Here is a 17,021-nt window from a genome sequence, read left to right as displayed (position 1 = left end):
GTTTGTCAGTGCCGGCCCTTTCGCGGGGCAAGCCCGCTCCTACATGGATTGCGTGATCATCCTGGAGCGGGCTTGCCCGCGAAAGGGCCGGTGGTGCCAATCACAATGTCAGGGTCAGCCCTTTGACCAATGCCCCCGGCAAATGACTCGATCCGGTACTGCGCTGTCCATAGGTACTGGTCGACAGAATCATCTCGCGCTCCTGGGTCAGCGCTTCCAGCTCGCTGCCCAGCAGGTTGTACAGGCTGTCATCGAAGCGCATGGTGCTCACCGGCCCCTGGATCTGCCCGTTCTCGACCCAGAAGGTGGCGAAACGGGTCAGCCCGGTCATGCGCGCGGCGGGTAGGTCCGAGTAATTGAGGTACCAGAGGTTGCTGATGTACAAACCGGTGCCCAGTCGCTCGAGTATCTCGGCGTTGGGCAGATTGCCTGCGGCCAGGCTCAGTGCGCAAGGCGATTCGTAGCGGTCGGCGCCATTGCTCTGCAGTGCGAACTCGGCGGCGCTGCGGGCACTGATCAGTCGTTCGTGGGCCTGGCCGTGGTCGATCAGAGAGACGTCCAAACGTGGCGAGCCTTCGTCGGAAAACGCCGGGCTCAGCGACCCACTGACCTGCTCGGCGAAGCTGACCTGCGGGCTGAGCGTCGCATCGCCGTTGTACAGGCGCTGCAAGGCGCTGTTGCCGGTGGCCAGGGCCTGTGCCGAAAACCCGCCCCAGCACAGCATGCCGGCGATTTCGTCCATGGCCGCCGGGGCCAGGTAGGCGCGGTAACTGCCGGGTTTCAGGGTGATGGCTGCAAGGCCGAGGAAGCCCAGTTGTTCGCGCGCCTGACGCAACCTCGCGGTGAAGTCCACGGCGTTCCAGGCCTGGCCGGCATAGTTGGCTTTAACGGCTTGGCCATTGGCGTGGAACAGGCTCCAATCGAAGTTGAAGCTGTTCGCCTGGTGCCAGCCGAAGGCTCCGAACGAACTGGCGAAGCCGCGGCAGATCGGGCCCGCTGCATAGATGCCGACCAGATCAAGGTCGCCGGCCTCGCCCTCGACCAGTGCCAGCACCTCGTCCAGCTCGGGCAGCGGGTGCTGCTGCTGGCTGTGGGTGTGCCAGGCACTCTCGTTCAGACTCAGGTAAGGGTCGAGCGCCAGCAGTGGCAGGGTCTGGCGCAGCTGCTGCAACGCGTCGTCCAGACGCTGCCGGTCCAGTTGCGCGTCGTCGCTCAAGGTCACCTGCTGCTGCGCCTGGCGCCCCTCGCGCACCAGCCGCAGTTGGGCGCTGGCCTGGGCAACCGTGCCGGCCTGGCGCACCTTGGCGTGGTTGAAGCGGACGAACTGCGACTGCTCGGCACTGAAGCCGAGGGTGAACTGCTCGCCTGGAAGCAGGGCCGCGTGCAGTGCGCTGACCAGTGCTTCGAAGCGGTGGCGTGGGGTGTCGCTCATCAGGCGTCTCCTCCGAATACATCGATCTGGCGGAATACGCAGGCGGGCGAGGCGTGGCCGACGCGCACCACCTGGTTGGGTTCGCCCTTGCCGCAATTGGGTGTGCCGAGCACTTCGAAGGTGCTGTGGTCGCCGACTGCCATCAGGTTGCGCCAGAACTGCGCGGAGATGCCGCGGTAGTTGGGGTTCTTGACGATACCCTTGAGCTCGCCGTCCTCGATCACTTGACCCCACTCGCAACCGAACTGGAACTTGTTGCGGGCATCGTCGATGGACCAGGAGCGGTTGTTGCTCATCAGGATGCCGTGTTCGATGCCCTCGATCAGCTGTTGCAAGGTCCGATCGCCGGGTTCGAGGTTGAGGTTGGCCATACGGTCGATCGGCGCCCGGTTCCAGCCACAGGCGCGGCTGTTGGCCACGCCGCCCAGGCCGGAGCGCAACTGCGACAGCGCACCACCCAGGGGACGTACCAGCAGGCCGTCACGGATCAGGAACTGCTTGCTGGCCGGCGTGCCGTCATCGTCGTAGCTGTAGCTGGCCAATTCCTGCTCCAGGGTCGGGTCGAAGGTGACGTTGAGCAGATCGGAACCGTAGCGCAGGTGGCCGAAGTCGCTGGCCTTGACGAAGCTGGTGCCGGCGTAGTTGCGCTCGTCGCCGAGAATGCGGTCCATCTCCAGCGGGTGGCCGATGGATTCATGGATCTGCAGCATCATCTGATCGGGCATCAGCAGCAGATCGCGCGGGCCGCTTGGCGTATTGGGCGCCAGCAGCAGTTGCAGGGCCTGGTCGGCAATCCGCGGGGCGGCGCCGATCAGGCCGCAGCGGTGGATGACCTCGAAGCCACCTTGCTGGCCGAAGTTGCTCAGCCCCAGGCTGCGACTCTGGCTGTCCTTGCCATCACTGGCGGTCACGCTCAGGCCGGGGAACAGGAAGCGATGGGCATGGCGCAACTCGGCGCCGGCGGAGTTGAGGTAGGTCTGTTCGACCAGGCTGATGTCCAGGCTCGCCAGCCAGTCCACCAGGCGGCTGTCCCTGGGCACGCTGGCCGACTCGCTGGCCAGCAGGCCAAGGCAATCGGCGATGCCGGGCACGGCCTGGTCGAGGTTAGGCGAAAGGTGGTCGTGACGGGCACTGGTTACCGCTTGTCCGCGCAGGTCGAGCAGGCTGTGTCTGGCGATCTGCCGGGCCAGTGCCTCGGCCTGTTCCAGCGCCCGCTGCAAACCTGCCTGAGACAGATCGGCGGTGGCCGCATAGGCCTCGACGCCATCGACCCGCACCGTCAGCATGGCGCCTTCGTCCTGGCTGAACGAGGGCGGTTCGGCGACATTGCGCCGCACACAGAGTGCCTGATGCGATTGTTTGACGTGACGTAGGGAAAACACTTCGGCCTTGCTGCGCAGCGCGTTGAAGCGCTGGCGCAGCAGGGCGCCGGAATCGAACATGGGACAAGCCTCCGTCTACACGGTGGCTCCCCCTAGAACCACCCGTCTTGCATTTCGAGACAAGTGTCGTCGCGGGCCTCGAGCAATGCCAGGTCATTATGGCAGCCAGGCACCTCCCAGGTCAGGAAATAACGCGCGGCCTGCAGCTTGCCCAGGTAGAAGTCGCGATCGGCGTCGTTGCCCTGAAGCAGGCCGAGTTCGGCGTGGATCGCTTGCTGCAGCCAGCGCCAGCCGATCACGCAATGACCAAATGCCTTGAGGTACAGGGCGGCGTTGGCCAATGTCGCGCTGACCTTGCCCTGTCCCAGGTCGCCCAGCAGGGCCAGGGTCACGCCTTGCAGGCGACTGACCAGCTGTTCCAGGGGCCGGCGCAGGGCGTCCAGATTGGGGTGGTGGCTGGCGCGCTCGGCGGTGGCGGCGATCAGGCGGATCAGTTGCTTGAGCCCGGCCCCGTCACGCTGAGCCAGTTTGCGGCCGAGCAGGTCGAGTGCCTGGATGCCCTCGGTGCCTTCATGGATCGGGTTCAAGCGGTTGTCGCGGTAGTACTGCTCCACCGGATACTCGCGGGTGTAGCCGTGGCCACCGAGGATCTGGATGGCCAATTCGTTGGCTTTCAGGCAATAGGCCGAGGGCCAGGACTTGACGATGGGCGTCAGCAGATCGAGCAATACCTGGGCTTGCTGGCGTTCGGTCAGGTCGGCCGCGGTGTGCGTGTCATCGAACAGACGCGCAGCGTAGAGGCCCAGGTCGAAGGCGCCTTCGACGTAGGCTTTCTGCGCCAGCAGCATGCGCTTGACGTCGGCATGCTCACTGATCGCCACCGGCGGGCTTTGCGGGTCCTTGTTGTCCGGCAGGCGGCCTTGCGGCCGTTGACGGGCGTACTCCAGCGAGTAGAGGTAGCCGGCATAGCCGAGCATCACTGCACCCATGCCGACACCGATACGGGCCTCGTTCATCATCTGGAACATGCAGGCCAGGCCCTGGTGCGGCTGGCCGACCAGATAGCCGACGCACTGGCCGTCGTCACCGAAGTTCAGCGCCGTGGAGGTCGTGCCGCGCCAGCCCATCTTGTGGAACAACCCGGCCAGCACTACGTCGTTGCGCGGGCCGAGGCTGCCATCGGCGTTGACCCGATACTTGGGCACGATGAACAGCGAGATGCCTTTGACCCCGGGCGGGGCGTCCGGAAGCTTGGCCAGGACCATGTGGATGATGTTCTCCGACAGTTCGTGGTCGCCGCCGGAGATGAAGATCTTGTTGCCCTTGATGTGGTAGGTCCCATCGCCCAGCGGTTCGGCGCGCGTGCGGATATCGGCCAGCGAGGATCCGGCGTGCGGCTCGGTCAGGGCCATGGTGCCGAAGTAGCGACCCTCGATCATGGGCTGCAGGAACAGACGCTTCTGTTCATCGCTGCCGAAGCTCTCGATCAGATTGGCCGCGCCCATGGTCAGGAACGGGTAGGCCGTTGTGCCGGCGTTGGCGGCCTGGAAGTGAGCGAAGCAGGCCTGGGAGACCAGGCTGGGCAGTTGCATGCCGCCGACGTCGAAGTCGCGGTTGGCGTTGAGGAAGCCGGCGTCGAGAAACGCTTCGATGGCCGGCTTGACCTCGGCAATCAGCTCGGCCCGGCCCTCGACGTAGCGAGGCTCGTTTTCATCGGCCTTGCGGTTGTGCGGGGCGAAGTACTTTTCGGCGACGGTGCGGGCAGTCGCCAGCGCTGCGTCGAAGGTTTCGCGGCTGTGCTCGGCGAAACGCGGGCGCTGGGTGAGGGTTTGGGCGTCGAGGACTTCGTAGAGTTCGAAGGCCAGGTTGCGGGCGCTGAGCAGGGTCTCGGGCATGGGGGCGGTCCTGGGACGGGGATGCTACGAGTCTAGGGGGGGCGTGGAGGCAGGGGGAGGTTAATAGGTTTGGGTGATATGGGTATAGAAAGGGTGGGGGCATGCAGGTGCATGCCTTGATGCTTTCAGCGCCTGTGAAATCGAGCGCCGCGCGGGCGGCGCTCGATCTGGCAGGCGCCAAACCTCTCAAGGCGTACACCATGAAAAAGGAGAGCCGAAGCTCTCCTTTCTCTGTCCAGCAACCGCCCACCATCAACCGATGGTCATCAGGCTCGCGTTCCCGCCAGCGGCCGCGGTGTTCACACTCACCGCGCGCTCGATGACCAACCGCTCCAGCGCAATCTGGTGATCGCCGCTGGACAGCCCATGCACACCGACGATGGCACCGGCGCGCTTGGCCACCTGTTGGCAAACGCGGCGCAGTTGGTCCGAGTCGCCATGATGGAGCACAGCGTCGAATGCCACTTCGTCCTTGTTCCAGTCCGCTACCAGCTTGACCTTGGCCTGCAGCTCCTTCGGCAGGCGGCCACGCAGAGCCTTGCCGGGCTCGCCGTCGACCCATACTGCCGAGCTGCCCACCGCCAGTACGGCGGCGAACTGCGCCAGCAGGTCAGCCTCGTTGTCTGCCAGGCACAACACGTGCTCGCGGGGCAGGATGGTGTAGCTGTTGCGCTCGCCGGTCGGACCGGGGAGCAGGCGGGCGATGCCGCTCTGCGACTGGCCGGCGAACTGATCGCACAATACGGCCAGGTCGGCTTGCTGGTTGCTCTGCGCCCAGTCCTTGAGGACGTGCAGCGGCTTGATCAGTTGATCGTGCAGGGCGCGATCCGGCTGGCCGGCGCCGTCCTGTTGCTGGAAGTGGCGACCGATCGCGTCCGCCGGGCGGGTCGACAGCAGGCGGTACAGGTACAGCGGGCCACCTGCTTTCGGACCGGTGCCGGACAGACCTTCACCGCCGAACGGCTGCACGCCGACGACCGCACCGACGATGTTGCGGTTGACGTACATGTTGCCGGCGTTGGCTTTCTCCACCACCTTGGCGATGGTCTCGTCGATGCGGGTATGCACGCCGAGGGTCAGGCCGTAGCCGGAGTCGTTGATCTGCTGGATCAGTTGGTCCAGGTTGCGGCGGTTGTAGCGCACCACGTGGAGGACAGGGCCGAAGATCTCGCGCTTGAGCTCGTCGAAGCTCTCCAGTTCGATCAGGGTCGGCATGACGAAGGTGCCGCGCTTGACCTCGGCAGCATCGGCGATGGCTACCTGGTAGACCGAGCGACCTTTTTCGCGCATGCCCTGGATGTGCTTCTCGATGCCAGCCTTGGCTTCGGCATCGATCACCGGGCCAATGTCCACGGCCAGGCGGTCGGGATTGCCCAGGCGGCTTTCGGCCATGGCGCCCTTGAGCATCTCGATCACGCGGTCGGCGGAATCTTCCTGCAGGCACAGCACGCGTAGGGCCGAGCAGCGCTGACCGGCGCTGTCGAAGGCCGACGACACCACGTCGATGACCACTTGCTCGGTGAGTGCCGAGGAGTCGACGATCATCGCGTTCTGGCCACCGGTTTCGGCGATCAACGGGATCGGACGGCCCTGGTTGTCCAGGCGGCCGGCGACATTGCGTTGCAGCAGACGGGCGACTTCGGTGGAACCTGTGAACATCACGCCTTTGACGCGCTCGTCACCGACCAGGCCGGCACCGACGCTTTCGCCCTGGCCTGGCAGCAGTTGCAGCACGCCCTCGGGAATGCCGGCTTCGAGCAGCAGGCGCACTGCTTGGGCAGCGATCAGCGGGGTCTGTTCGGCAGGCTTGGCCAGTACCGGGTTGCCCGCGGCCAGTGCGGCCGCGACCTGGCCGGTGAAGATCGCCAGTGGGAAGTTCCACGGACTGATGCACACCACTGGACCCAGTGGGCGATGCGCGTCATTGCTGAAGTCGTTGCGTGCCTGCACAGCGTAGTAACGCAGGAAGTCCACTGCCTCGCGCACTTCGGCGATGGCGTTGGCGAAGGTCTTGCCGGCTTCGCGGATCAGCAGGCCCATCAGCGGCTGGATCTCCGCTTCCATCAGGTCGGCGGTACGCTCGAGGATCGCGGCACGCTCGGCCGGTGGAGTGGCCTGCCAGATCGGTGCGGCGTTGAGCGCGCACTGGATGGCATTGTCGACGTCGGCCACGGTGGCTTCGTGCACGTGGCCGACCACGTCACGGTGATCTGCAGGGTTGAGTACCGCAATTGCTGGGCTTTCGCTGGCGGCGCACGCCAGCAGCGGGGCGGCTTTCCAGTCGTTGTGAGCGGTGGCCAGCATGGCGCAGGACAGCGACGCCAGGCGGTGTTCGTTGGCCATGTCGATGCCCGCCGAGTTGGCCCGTTCGCTGCCGTACAGCTCGCGAGGCAGCGGAATGCGTGGGTGCGGCAGGCCGATGCCGCCTTCCTGGGTGGCCATGCGTTCGATGCTGACGACCGGATCGGCCACCAGCTCCTGAATGGAGATCGAGTGGTCGGCGATACGGTTGACGAACGAGGTGTTGGCGCCGTTTTCCAGCAGACGGCGAACCAGGTAGGCCAGCAGCGTTTCGTGAGTGCCCACCGGGGCGTAGACGCGGCAGGGGCGGTTCAGTTTGCCTTCGGAGACCTTGCCGACCACTTGTTCGTACAGCGGTTCGCCCATGCCGTGCAGGCACTGGAACTCGTACTGGCCGGGGTAGTAGTTCTGCCCGGCGATATGGTAGATCGCCGACAGGGTGTGGGCGTTGTGGGTGGCGAACTGCGGGTAGATGGATTCCGGCACGGCCAGCAGTTTGCGGGCGCAGGCCACATAGGACACGTCGGTGTAAACCTTGCGGGTGTAGACCGGATAGCCTTCCAAGCCCTCGACCTGCGCGCGCTTGATCTCGCTGTCCCAGTAGGCGCCTTTGACCAGGCGGATCATCAGACGGTGACGGCTGCGCTTGGCCAGGTCGATGACGTAGTCGATGACGTACGGGCAGCGCTTCTGGTAGGCCTGGATGACGAAGCCGATACCGTTCCAGCCAGCCAGAGACGGCTCGAAGCACAGGCGCTCGAGCAGGTCGAGCGACAATTCCAGGCGGTCGGCCTCCTCGGCATCGATGTTCAGGCCGATGTCATATTGCTTGGCCAGCAGGGTCAGCGACAGCAGGCGCGGGTACAGCTCTTCCATCACGCGCTCGTACTGCGCTCGGCTGTAGCGCGGGTGCAGGGCGGAGAGCTTGATGGAGATGCCTGGACCTTCATAGATGCCACGGCCATGGGAGGCCTTGCCAATCGAGTGGATCGCTTGCTCGTAGGAGGCCAGGTACTTCTGTGCATCCTGTTCGGTCAGCGCGGCTTCGCCGAGCATGTCGTAGGAGTAGCGGAAGCCCTTGGATTCGAAGCGGCTGGCGTTGGCCAGGGCTTCGGCGATGGTTTCGCCGGTGACGAACTGTTCGCCCATCAGGCGCATGGCCATGTCGACGCCCTTGCGGATCATCGGTTCGCCACTCTTGCCGATGATCCGCGTGAGCGAAGCGGACAGGCCGGATTCGTTGTGGGTGGAGACCAGCTTGCCGGTCAGCAGCAGACCCCAGGTCGCGGCGTTGACGAACAGCGACGGGCTGTTGCCCAGGTGTGGCTGCCAGTTACCGTTGCTGATCTTGTCGCGGATCAGGGCGTCGCGGGTGCCCTTGTCGGGGATGCGCAGCAGTGCTTCGGCCAGGCACATCAGCGCCACGCCTTCCTGGGACGACAGGGAGAACTCCTGCAACAGCCCCTGGACGATGCCGGCACGTCCACCGGCGCTCTTCTGATTGCGCAGCTTCTCGGCAATGCCGGCGGCCAGCTTGTTGGTGGCCTCGGCCTGCGCCGTGGTCAGTCGCGCCTGCTCCAGAAGCATGGGCACCACTTCCTGCTCGGGGCGGCGATAGGCGGCGGTGATGGCCGAGCGCAGGACCGACTGCGGCAGGATGCTCTCGGCGAACTCGAGGAAGCACTGATGGCCATGGTCCGGCTGGATGTCACCGACATCGTCGGCTAGGCTGCTGGCATGGCCATCGAGTTCAGACAGAGTGGCGCCACCCTCGAGCTTTTCCAGGTAGTTGAAGATCGCTTGCTTGATCAACCAGTGTGGTGTGCGGTCGATGGATTGTGCAGCGGTCTTGAGTCGCTCACGGGTGGGGTCGTCGAGTTTGACACCCAGGGTGGTCGTCGCCATGTCTTATCCTCGTTATTGCCACGGCTGTGGCCTTAGCTGGCGCCAAGATTAGCGGGAGGCGAATTCGGGTGCAACTAGGTGCAACCGGAAATTTTGACGGTCGGGGTGCAACTCGTCAGTTGCCTCAATCTACAACGGAAAAATGCTCAGGCTCAGTGCGTTTTTTTCTTAAAAACACCTTTTTTGCTCCATAAAGGAGCAAAAAGTAGGTTATTTCGGAAAAAATGCTTACGGTGCAACTGCTTGTAGAAAAGGGGTTGCACCTTGTTTGCGTTGTTGCATAGGATGCGCCGCCTGGGTGCAACCATCCTCAGGTGGTTGTACGTGAGATAAAAACAAACGCCAGGGCACACGTATGGGCAATCCACTCACGATCACCTTCGTGATCTACATCGCGGCAATGGTGCTGATCGGCTTCGCGGCCTATCGCTCCACCAAGAACCTTTCCGACTATATTCTCGGCGGTCGTAGCCTCGGCAGCGTGGTTACCGCGCTCTCCGCCGGCGCTTCCGACATGAGCGGCTGGCTGCTGATGGGCCTGCCGGGGGCCATCTACTTCTCCGGCCTGTCCGAAGCCTGGATCGCCATCGGTCTGACCGTCGGCGCCTACCTGAACTGGCTGTTCGTCGCCGGGCGCCTGCGCGTGCAGACCGAGCACAACGGTGATGCACTGACTCTGCCGGACTACTTCGCCAGCCGTTTCGAAGACAGCAGTGGCCTGCTGCGCATCATTTCGGCGGTGGTCATCCTGGTATTCTTCACCATCTACTGCGCCTCGGGCATCGTGGCTGGTGCGCGCCTGTTCGAAAGCACCTTCGGCATGTCGTACGAAACAGCCCTTTGGGCGGGTGCTGCGGCGACCATCGCCTATACCTTCATCGGTGGTTTCCTGGCGGTGAGCTGGACCGACACCGTGCAGGCGACGCTGATGATCTTCGCGCTGATTCTCACCCCGATCATCGTACTGATCTCCACTGGCGGCTTCGACACCACCATGCTGGCGATCGAGGCGCAGAATCCGGCGAACTTCGACATGCTCAAGGGCGCCACTTTCATCGGCATCATTTCGCTGATGGGCTGGGGTCTTGGCTACTTTGGCCAGCCGCACATCCTGGCGCGTTTCATGGCCGCCGATTCGGTCAAGTCGATCGCCAAGGCGCGTCGCATTTCCATGACCTGGATGATCCTGTGCCTGGCCGGTACCTGTGCCGTTGGCTTCTTCGGTATCGCCTACTTCTCGGCGAACCCTGAGCTGGCCGGTCCGGTGACCGAAAACCACGAACGCGTGTTCATCGAACTGGCGAAGATCCTGTTCAACCCTTGGGTCGCGGGTGTACTGCTGTCGGCGATCCTGGCGGCGGTGATGAGCACCCTGAGCTGTCAGTTGCTGGTCTGCTCCAGTGCGCTGACCGAGGACTTCTACAAGGCCTTCCTGCGCAAGAACGCGACCCAGGGCGAGCTGGTCTGGGTAGGTCGCCTGATGGTGCTGGCCGTGGCGCTGATCGCCATTGCCCTGGCCGCCAACCCAGAGAACCGCGTTTTGGGCCTGGTGGCCTATGCCTGGGCCGGCTTCGGCGCAGCGTTCGGTCCGGTGGTGCTGATTTCGGTGCTGTGGAAAGGCATGACCCGCAACGGCGCCTTGGCCGGTATCGTGGTCGGTGCGGTCACCGTGATCCTGTGGAAGCAGTTCGACACCCTGGGGCTGTACGAAATCATTCCTGGCTTCCTGTTCGCCAGCATCGCCATCGTGCTGGTCAGCAAGCTGGGCAGCCCGTCGCAGTCGATGGTGCAGCGCTTCGAAGCGGCGGATACCGCCTATCACGCTGACAAGTAACTCACGCTGAACGGCGGCGGCCCCATCCAGGGGCGCCGCCGATCGGCAGCCAGGCCTGACTCCGCCTGCAAGGCAAGGTAAACTTGCCCTCCCCGCAGGAGTTGCCATGAACTATCGTCACGCCTTCCACGCCGGCAATCACGCCGACGTTCTCAAGCACATCGTGCTGACCCGCCTCATCGCCCTGATGTCGCGCAAGGAACAACCGTTCGCCTACCTCGATACCCATGCCGGCCTGGGTCTTTATGACCTGCAAGGCGATCAGGCGACCCGCACCGGTGAGTACCTGGAAGGTGTCGCACGGTTGTGGAATCGCGACGACTTGCCGGCGATGACCGCTGACTATCTGCGCATCATCAAACGTCTGAACGCCGACGGCGAGTTGCGTTACTACCCCGGTTCGCCCGAGTTGGCGCGGCGCCTGATGCGTCAGCAAGACCGAGCCCTGCTCAACGAGAAGCATCCCGAAGACGGGCCGCTGCTCAAGGAGAACATGAAGAAGGATCCTCGCGTGGTCGTGCACCTGGGCGAGGGCTGGCACGTGCCGCGGGCATTGCTGCCCGTGCAGGAAAAGCGCGCGATCATGCTCATCGACCCACCGTTCGAGCAGGCCGACGAGCTCAAGCGCTGCACGCTGGCGATGAAGGAAGCGATCGGCCGCATGCGTCAGACCGTCGTCGCCATCTGGTACCCGATCAAGGATCAGCGCACGCTGACCCGTTTCTACCAGGACCTGACCAGCACCGGTGCGCCCAAGCTGCTGCGGGCCGAACTGTACGTGCATCACCAGGACAGTCCACAGGGCCTCAACGGTTCCGGCCTGGCCATCGCCAACCCACCTTGGGGGCTGGAAGAGGAACTGCGCGAGTTGCTGCCCTGGTTGGCCAAGGAGCTGGCGCAGAGCGCTGGCAGCTTCCGCATGGACTGGTTGATCGCCGAATGATCCACCACTGAAGCTCCGATGGGGCGGGCTCGCCGTAAAGCAGTGTCTCCGCTGATCTTTGCGTTATAATCCCGCTCTTTAGCCGCCACCCGCCCAAGAGGCCGCTGGCGCATCTCTACCGAATGAAGAGGCTCATCCCTTGGCATTGACGATTCTTGGCCTGTCCGGCGCCCTTAGCCATGACCCTTCCGCGGCGCTGTACATCGACGGCAAGCTGATTGCCGCCGCCGAAGAAGAGCGCTTCGTGCGTGACAAGCATGCGAAGAACCGCATGCCCTACGAGTCGGCGAAGTTCTGCCTGGAGCAGGCCGGCATCAAGCCGTCCGACGTCGACGTGGTGGCCATTCCGTTCGCCCCGATCAGTCTGTTCGGCAAGGCCCGTTGGCACTATGCCAAGCGTTACTGGTATGCCCCGGATCGCGCGCTCGACGCCATCCTGATGGGCAATCGTCGTTACAAACGCTACCGCAAGAAGATCGTCTGGTGCCTGGAGCAGCTCGGCTTCGACCCGAAGAAGGTCAAGATCGAGCCGGTCGAGCACCACCTTGCCCATGCGTCCAGCGCCTACCACTGTTCCGGTTTCAAGGAAAAGACCGCGATCCTCGGTATCGACGGCAAGGGTGAGTACGCCACCACCTTCTTCGGCTACGGCGAGAACGGCAAGATCCACAAGATCAAGGAATTCTTCGACCCGGATTCGCTGGGTGGCCTGTATGGCGCGATCACCGAGTTCCTTGGCTTCGAAATGCTCGATGGCGAGTTCAAGGTCATGGGCATGGCCCCGTACGGCGATGCCAGCAAGTACGATTTCTCCCGTTTGGCCAGCTTCGAGAACGGCGAGCTGGTGATCAACACCGAGTACGCCAACGTCATCGGCCTGCGTCGTTATAAAGAGAAGGGCAAGGGTTTCTACTTCTCGCCCAAGCTGATCGAATGGCTGGGGCCCAAGCGCGAAGGCGACATCGCCGACGAGCCTTACATCCATTACGCGGCGAGCATGCAGGCGCTGTTCGAGAAGCTGGCGCTGCAGATGATCGATCACTACCTGGGCGATACCCTGCGTGAAACCGGCAAGCTGGCGTTCGCCGGTGGCTGCGCGCTGAACGTCAAGCTGAACCAGAAGATCATCGCTCGTTCGGACGTCAAGGAGCTGTTCGTCCAGCCGGCCTCCGGCGATGCCGGTACTGCGGTCGGCGCTGCGGCCTATGTATCCCACGCCCGTGGCGTACCGGTCGAGAAGATGGAGCATGTCTATCTCGGCCCTGCCTACTCTAACGAAGACGTGATCGCCGCCTGTGCCCGTCATCCGAACGCGCCGAAGTGGCGCAAGCTGGACGACATGCCGCAGCGCATCGCCAAGATCATGGTCGACGGCAACCCGGTGGCCTGGTTCCAAGGGCGCATGGAGTTTGGTCCGCGCGCACTGGGCGGTCGCTCGATCATCGGTTGCCCGAGCGTGCCGGGCGTGGCCGATCGCATCAACGAGCAGATCAAGTTCCGTGAGCGCTGGAGGCCTTTCTGCCCGTCGATGCTCGACACCGTCGCCCCGCAGATGATCAAGGTCGACCATCCGGCACCGTTCATGACCTTCACCTTCGAAGTCGCCGAAGAATGGAAGACCCGGGTACCGGAAGTGGTCCACGAGGACGGTACTTCGCGCGCCCAGGTGCTCAAGCGCGAGTACAACCCGCGCTACTACGACATGATGAAGGCGTTGGAAGACCTGACCGGTAACGGTGTGTCGCTGAACACCTCGCTCAACCGCCGGGGCGAGCCGATGATCTGCTCGCCGACCGATGCGTTGAACATGTTCTTCGGTTCGGACCTGCAGTACCTGATCATGGAAGACATCCTGGTGGTCAAGGACGGCGCGGCCCTGTATGACCAGCCGCTCTGAACCGCGCGTCCTGCAGTTCTGCCATGGCTACGACGGGCCGTTCCTCGACTGCGCCCGTCAGTACGCCAGCCTGTTCCAGGGCAGCGGCTACAAGGTCACCACGGTGTTTCTCACCGGCGCTGCCGACCCGCAGGTAGCCGCAGGCTGTGCCTCGGATGAGGTGCTGTTCCTCGAATTCAGCTCCAAGGCCGTGCGCGGCCTGAAGCTGGGGGCGATTCGTGCATTGCGCAGGATTGCCGCCGAGCGCAACTTCAACTTCTGTATCGCCCATCGTTTCAAGCCCATCTACGTGGCCTTGTTGGCCACCCGGCTGCCGGTGATCGGCGTGCACCATGCCTTCGGTGACTACCAGCGCAAAGGCCGTCAGGTATTCGCCAACCTGTTCCGTCAGCGCCTGAGCCTGCTCGGTGTGTCGGATGCAGTGCGTGACGACATGCGCCGGTGCCTGGCGCAATGGCCGGCTGAGCGGATTCAGACGTTGTACAACCGCATCGACATCCCGGCGCTGCAGGCCAGCCTGGTGTCCCGTGCCGAAGCGCGTGCCGCGTTGGGCCTGGATACCCAGGCGTGGGTGGTCGGCAACGTCGGGCGTCTGCACCCGGACAAGGACCAGGCGACCTTGCTGCACGGTTTCGCCCAGGCCTTGCCCGAGTTACCGACCGGCGCTCGACTGGCGATACTGGGTCAGGGGCGCCTGGAGGACAAACTCAAGGCCCTGGCCATGGAGCTGGGCATCGCCGGCCAAGTCGATTTCTTTGGCCAGGTGCCCGATGCACGACGCTATTTCCAGGCGTTCGACGTGTTCGCCCTGAGTTCGGATCATGAGCCGTTCGGCATGGTCTTGCTCGAAGCCATGGTGGCCGGTGTGCCGCTGCTGGCCACTGCTTGCGGTGGAGCGCGTGAGGTGGTCGAAGGCGTTGGCGTGCTGTTCCCGCTGGGCGATGCCGAGCAATTGGCCCAGGGTTTGGTGCACATGTCGGGGCTGGATGCCGAGCAACGTCAGCTCTGTGCCGAGCGCATGCTGCAGCGTCTGCAGGAGCGTTTTTCCGACCATGCCGTGCGGGAAGCCTTCTGGCAACTGCCGCAGGTGCGTGCGCTGGTGGACCAGGCATGATGCTCAATCGTCTGCAAGCGTTTCGCGAGCGCGGCTGGACGCCGATCGATGCGGCGGCCTATGCCGATGCCTGGGCGCGTTTTGGCGGCAGTGTCGCCAGCCATCCACTGGTGGTCGAGGAGCTAGCCAATCTGGCGCAGATTCCGGTGCGCTACCTGGGCTGGTTCCAGTCGGGTGAGCTGAAGGCTGCGCTGCCTGCCTGGGGGCGTCACTTGGCGTTGTCCAAGGAGGTGCTCAAGCGCGCCGGCAAGAAAGGCCTGTTCGATCTCGGCAACGCCGAAATCATTCTCCCGGCAGCGCCCCAGGCCGCTGCGCCGTTGCGCCATGCCGGACGCTATCTGTCCGAGCTGAACCAGGGGCGTTTCGTCGGCCTCAAGCCGCAGGCCGAGCAACTGGCCATGGCGCGCGCCCATGAAGACCTGTCGAAGAAGTTTCGCTATAACCAGCGTCGCGAATTGCGCCTGCTCGAAGAAGCCGGCGGGATGGTCAAACCGATCGGTGATTTCAGCGCTGCCGAGATTGCTGCGATGTACTGCGATCTGTTCCAGCGCCGCTGGGGCTTCCCGGCAACCGGAGCCGAGCGCATGGCTGAGGTGGTGGAGCGTTTGCGTGCCTTGCTGATCGGTTCGGTGCTGTTGCTCGAAGACAGGGCCATCGCCATCCAGCTGGTGTATCGCGTCGAGGCGCCGGAGTGGATCAGCGTCGAGTACGTCAATGGCGGGGTCGATCCCGAGACCAAGGCGTTCAGCCCCGGCAGCGTGCTGAGCTTCCTCAATACCCAGGCGGCCTGGGAAGACGCCCGGGCATGCAGCAAACCGTTGCGGTTCTCCTTCGGTCGTGCCGATCGCGAGTACAAGGACCGTTGGTGCAACCCTGTGCCGGTGTTTCAGGTGTGAATCGCAAGCAGCAACTCCTCAAGCGCCACCGGCGCAATAAACGCCTGGGCCTGCTCGCGGCGCTGCTCGCGTTAGGGTTGCTCGGCGTGTTCGGCGGGTGGTGGTTGCCGGTGTTGCTTGTGCCGTTGCTCTGGGCAGCGCATGAGGCCTGGTTCGCCGATCACCTGTTTTACGCGCCTGGCGAGGACTATGCCTACGATTTCGGCGAGCAGAGTGTCGAGTCTGCGGTGAGCCTGCGCGATGGCAGGCTCATTACCGACGTCGCGCTCTCGGGTGAAGAAACCCTGGTGCTGGCACTGCGGGTGAAGAGCACGTGGCTGGGGCGTTTCCTCGATCCGCGTGTCGAACTACTGGCCGGCACCGAGGGTGACCGGCAGACTTTCGAGCGTGGCGTCGACGGCCTCCGCTATCTGAACCTCACCGGCCTGGGCGCACCACTGCAGGCCGGTGAGCTGCGCCTGCGCGGTCGTCACTGTCGGCTGCTGGGCGAGCCGCGGCTATGGGTCACCCCGGGCGTCGAGCTGCGCCGCCGGCGGGTGATGGTCATCGCGCCCCATGCCGATGATGCCGAACTGGCGGCCTATGGGCTGTACAGCCAGGCCGAGGAAACCTGGGTGGTCACACTGACAGCCGGTGAGATCGAGGCCGAGCACTACCAGCGCATGGGCTTGGACAGCGCCGATGCCGCGCGGCTCAAGGGCCGTTTACGCGCCTGGGACAGCATCGCGGTGCCTCGCTGGGCCGGCGTGCCGGAGTCGCGTTGTATCCAGCTGGGCTACTTCTGCCTGCAACTACCGACCATGCAGGCCGCGCCCGACGTCCCAGCCGCTTCACGTGAAGCCGAGTTGGGCGATATCCGTGCGTTCCGCCAGTTCAACCCGTTCCCGCTGCCAGGTGATGCCGATGGCGCCCCGACCTGGAACAACCTGCTGGCCGACCTGCGCGCCTTGCTGGCCTTGGCCAAGCCGCAGGTGCTGGTGATGCCGCACCCGCAGCTCGACCCGCATCCCGACCATGTCTGTGCCCAGGCGGCGGTGCTCGAGGCCCTGCAAGGTCTGGCCTGGCAGCCGCAGACACTGCTCTGCTACGCCAATCACCTGCACGACAACGACCGCTGGCCGATGGGTGATAGTGGTGACGGTGTGGCCCTGCCGCCTCAGCTTGAGGCTGTGCAGCCCTGGGCGCCGTGCAGTCTGGTCCTGGATCTGGCCACCCAGCGTGACAAGGCAATGGCCTTGGGCATGATGCACGATTTGCAACCACCGGCTCCGTTCAAGCGTCGGTTGCGTCGCTTGCTTCAGCGCTGGCTGGCAGGCCGTCGCGCGTCGCCCTACGGTGAGAATGAGTTTTTCCGCAAAGCCGTGCGTCGCCACGAACTGTTCTGGCGCCGCGATGTGAACAACGACCTTTGATTGACCGCGA

At 64.1% G+C, this 17,021-nt stretch carries 10 protein-coding genes; 6 read left to right on the top strand and 4 right to left on the bottom strand.

Annotation, left to right across the window (positions count from 1 at the left end; genetic code table 11):
- Positions 1–100: 100 nt before the first annotated feature.
- The 4 genes from E2H86_RS03480 to putA form a co-directional block, all read right to left on the bottom strand.
- Positions 101–1,432 carry a TldD/PmbA family protein gene (locus E2H86_RS03480; protein ID WP_133324750.1) on the bottom strand — a complete coding sequence of 444 codons (1,332 nt, stop codon included), beginning with the start codon at positions 1,430–1,432 and terminating at the stop codon, positions 101–103.
- Positions 1,432–2,874 (bottom strand): TldD/PmbA family protein, encoded by a 1,443-nt coding sequence (locus tag E2H86_RS03475; protein ID WP_133324748.1) that lies wholly within the window; start codon positions 2,872–2,874, stop codon positions 1,432–1,434. Before E2H86_RS03475 ends, E2H86_RS03480 begins: the two co-directional genes overlap by 1 nt.
- Before the next feature lie 32 nt (positions 2,875–2,906).
- On the bottom strand, positions 2,907–4,709 hold the full coding sequence (locus E2H86_RS03470; RefSeq protein WP_133324746.1) for an acyl-CoA dehydrogenase: 1,803 nt from the start codon (positions 4,707–4,709) through the stop codon (positions 2,907–2,909).
- Positions 4,710–4,961: 252 nt separating this feature from the next.
- Entirely contained in the window at positions 4,962–8,915 is a 3,954-nt protein-coding gene (putA, locus tag E2H86_RS03465) for a trifunctional transcriptional regulator/proline dehydrogenase/L-glutamate gamma-semialdehyde dehydrogenase (protein ID WP_133324744.1), read from the bottom strand.
- 355 nt (positions 8,916–9,270) lie between these two features.
- Between putA and putP the strand changes: the two genes are divergently transcribed.
- The 6 genes from putP to E2H86_RS03435 all read left to right on the top strand — a co-directional run bounded on the left by putP (position 9,271) and on the right by E2H86_RS03435 (position 17,011).
- Positions 9,271–10,749: a sodium/proline symporter PutP gene (gene putP / locus E2H86_RS03460; RefSeq protein WP_133324742.1), complete on the top strand. Its 1,479-nt coding sequence runs from the start codon at positions 9,271–9,273 to the stop codon at positions 10,747–10,749.
- Between the two features lie 106 nt (positions 10,750–10,855).
- The gene (locus E2H86_RS03455; protein ID WP_133324740.1) at positions 10,856–11,692 is read left to right on the top strand and encodes a 23S rRNA (adenine(2030)-N(6))-methyltransferase RlmJ; all 837 of its coding nucleotides are present in this window, start codon (positions 10,856–10,858) and stop codon (positions 11,690–11,692) included.
- A gap of 139 nt (positions 11,693–11,831) precedes the next feature.
- Entirely contained in the window at positions 11,832–13,589 is a 1,758-nt protein-coding gene (locus tag E2H86_RS03450) for a carbamoyltransferase family protein (protein ID WP_133324738.1), read from the top strand.
- Positions 13,573–14,703 (top strand): glycosyltransferase, encoded by a 1,131-nt coding sequence (locus tag E2H86_RS03445; RefSeq protein WP_133324736.1) that lies wholly within the window; start codon positions 13,573–13,575, stop codon positions 14,701–14,703. The genes E2H86_RS03450 and E2H86_RS03445 overlap by 17 nt, the downstream gene beginning before the upstream one ends.
- Positions 14,703–15,599, top strand: coding sequence for a GNAT family N-acetyltransferase (locus E2H86_RS03440; protein ID WP_133325160.1), 897 nt, complete (start codon positions 14,703–14,705; stop codon positions 15,597–15,599). The genes E2H86_RS03445 and E2H86_RS03440 overlap by 1 nt, the downstream gene beginning before the upstream one ends.
- Positions 15,596–17,011: a PIG-L deacetylase family protein gene (locus E2H86_RS03435; protein ID WP_133324734.1), complete on the top strand. Its 1,416-nt coding sequence runs from the start codon at positions 15,596–15,598 to the stop codon at positions 17,009–17,011. The genes E2H86_RS03440 and E2H86_RS03435 overlap by 4 nt, the downstream gene beginning before the upstream one ends.
- The last annotated feature ends 10 nt before the right edge of the window (positions 17,012–17,021 follow it).

The sequence above is a fragment of the Pseudomonas putida genome (assembly GCF_004357765.1).
GTDB classification, from domain to species: domain Bacteria; phylum Pseudomonadota; class Gammaproteobacteria; order Pseudomonadales; family Pseudomonadaceae; genus Aquipseudomonas; species Aquipseudomonas putida_U.
Note: the sequence above shows the minus strand (reverse complement) of the source record. Positions and strands in the feature narration are given on the sequence as shown.

Coding starts and splice junctions, on each gene's coding strand:
- E2H86_RS03480 (WP_133324750.1), bottom strand. CDS start 1,432: ATGAGCGACACCCCACGCCACCGCTTCGAAGCACTGGTCAGCGCACTG.
- E2H86_RS03475 (WP_133324748.1), bottom strand. CDS start 2,874: ATGTTCGATTCCGGCGCCCTGCTGCGCCAGCGCTTCAACGCGCTGCGC.
- E2H86_RS03470 (WP_133324746.1), bottom strand. CDS start 4,709: ATGCCCGAGACCCTGCTCAGCGCCCGCAACCTGGCCTTCGAACTCTAC.
- putA (WP_133324744.1), bottom strand. CDS start 8,915: ATGGCGACGACCACCCTGGGTGTCAAACTCGACGACCCCACCCGTGAG.
- putP (WP_133324742.1), top strand. CDS start 9,271: ATGGGCAATCCACTCACGATCACCTTCGTGATCTACATCGCGGCAATG.
- E2H86_RS03455 (WP_133324740.1), top strand. CDS start 10,856: ATGAACTATCGTCACGCCTTCCACGCCGGCAATCACGCCGACGTTCTC.
- E2H86_RS03445 (WP_133324736.1), top strand. CDS start 13,573: ATGACCAGCCGCTCTGAACCGCGCGTCCTGCAGTTCTGCCATGGCTAC.
- E2H86_RS03440 (WP_133325160.1), top strand. CDS start 14,703: ATGCTCAATCGTCTGCAAGCGTTTCGCGAGCGCGGCTGGACGCCGATC.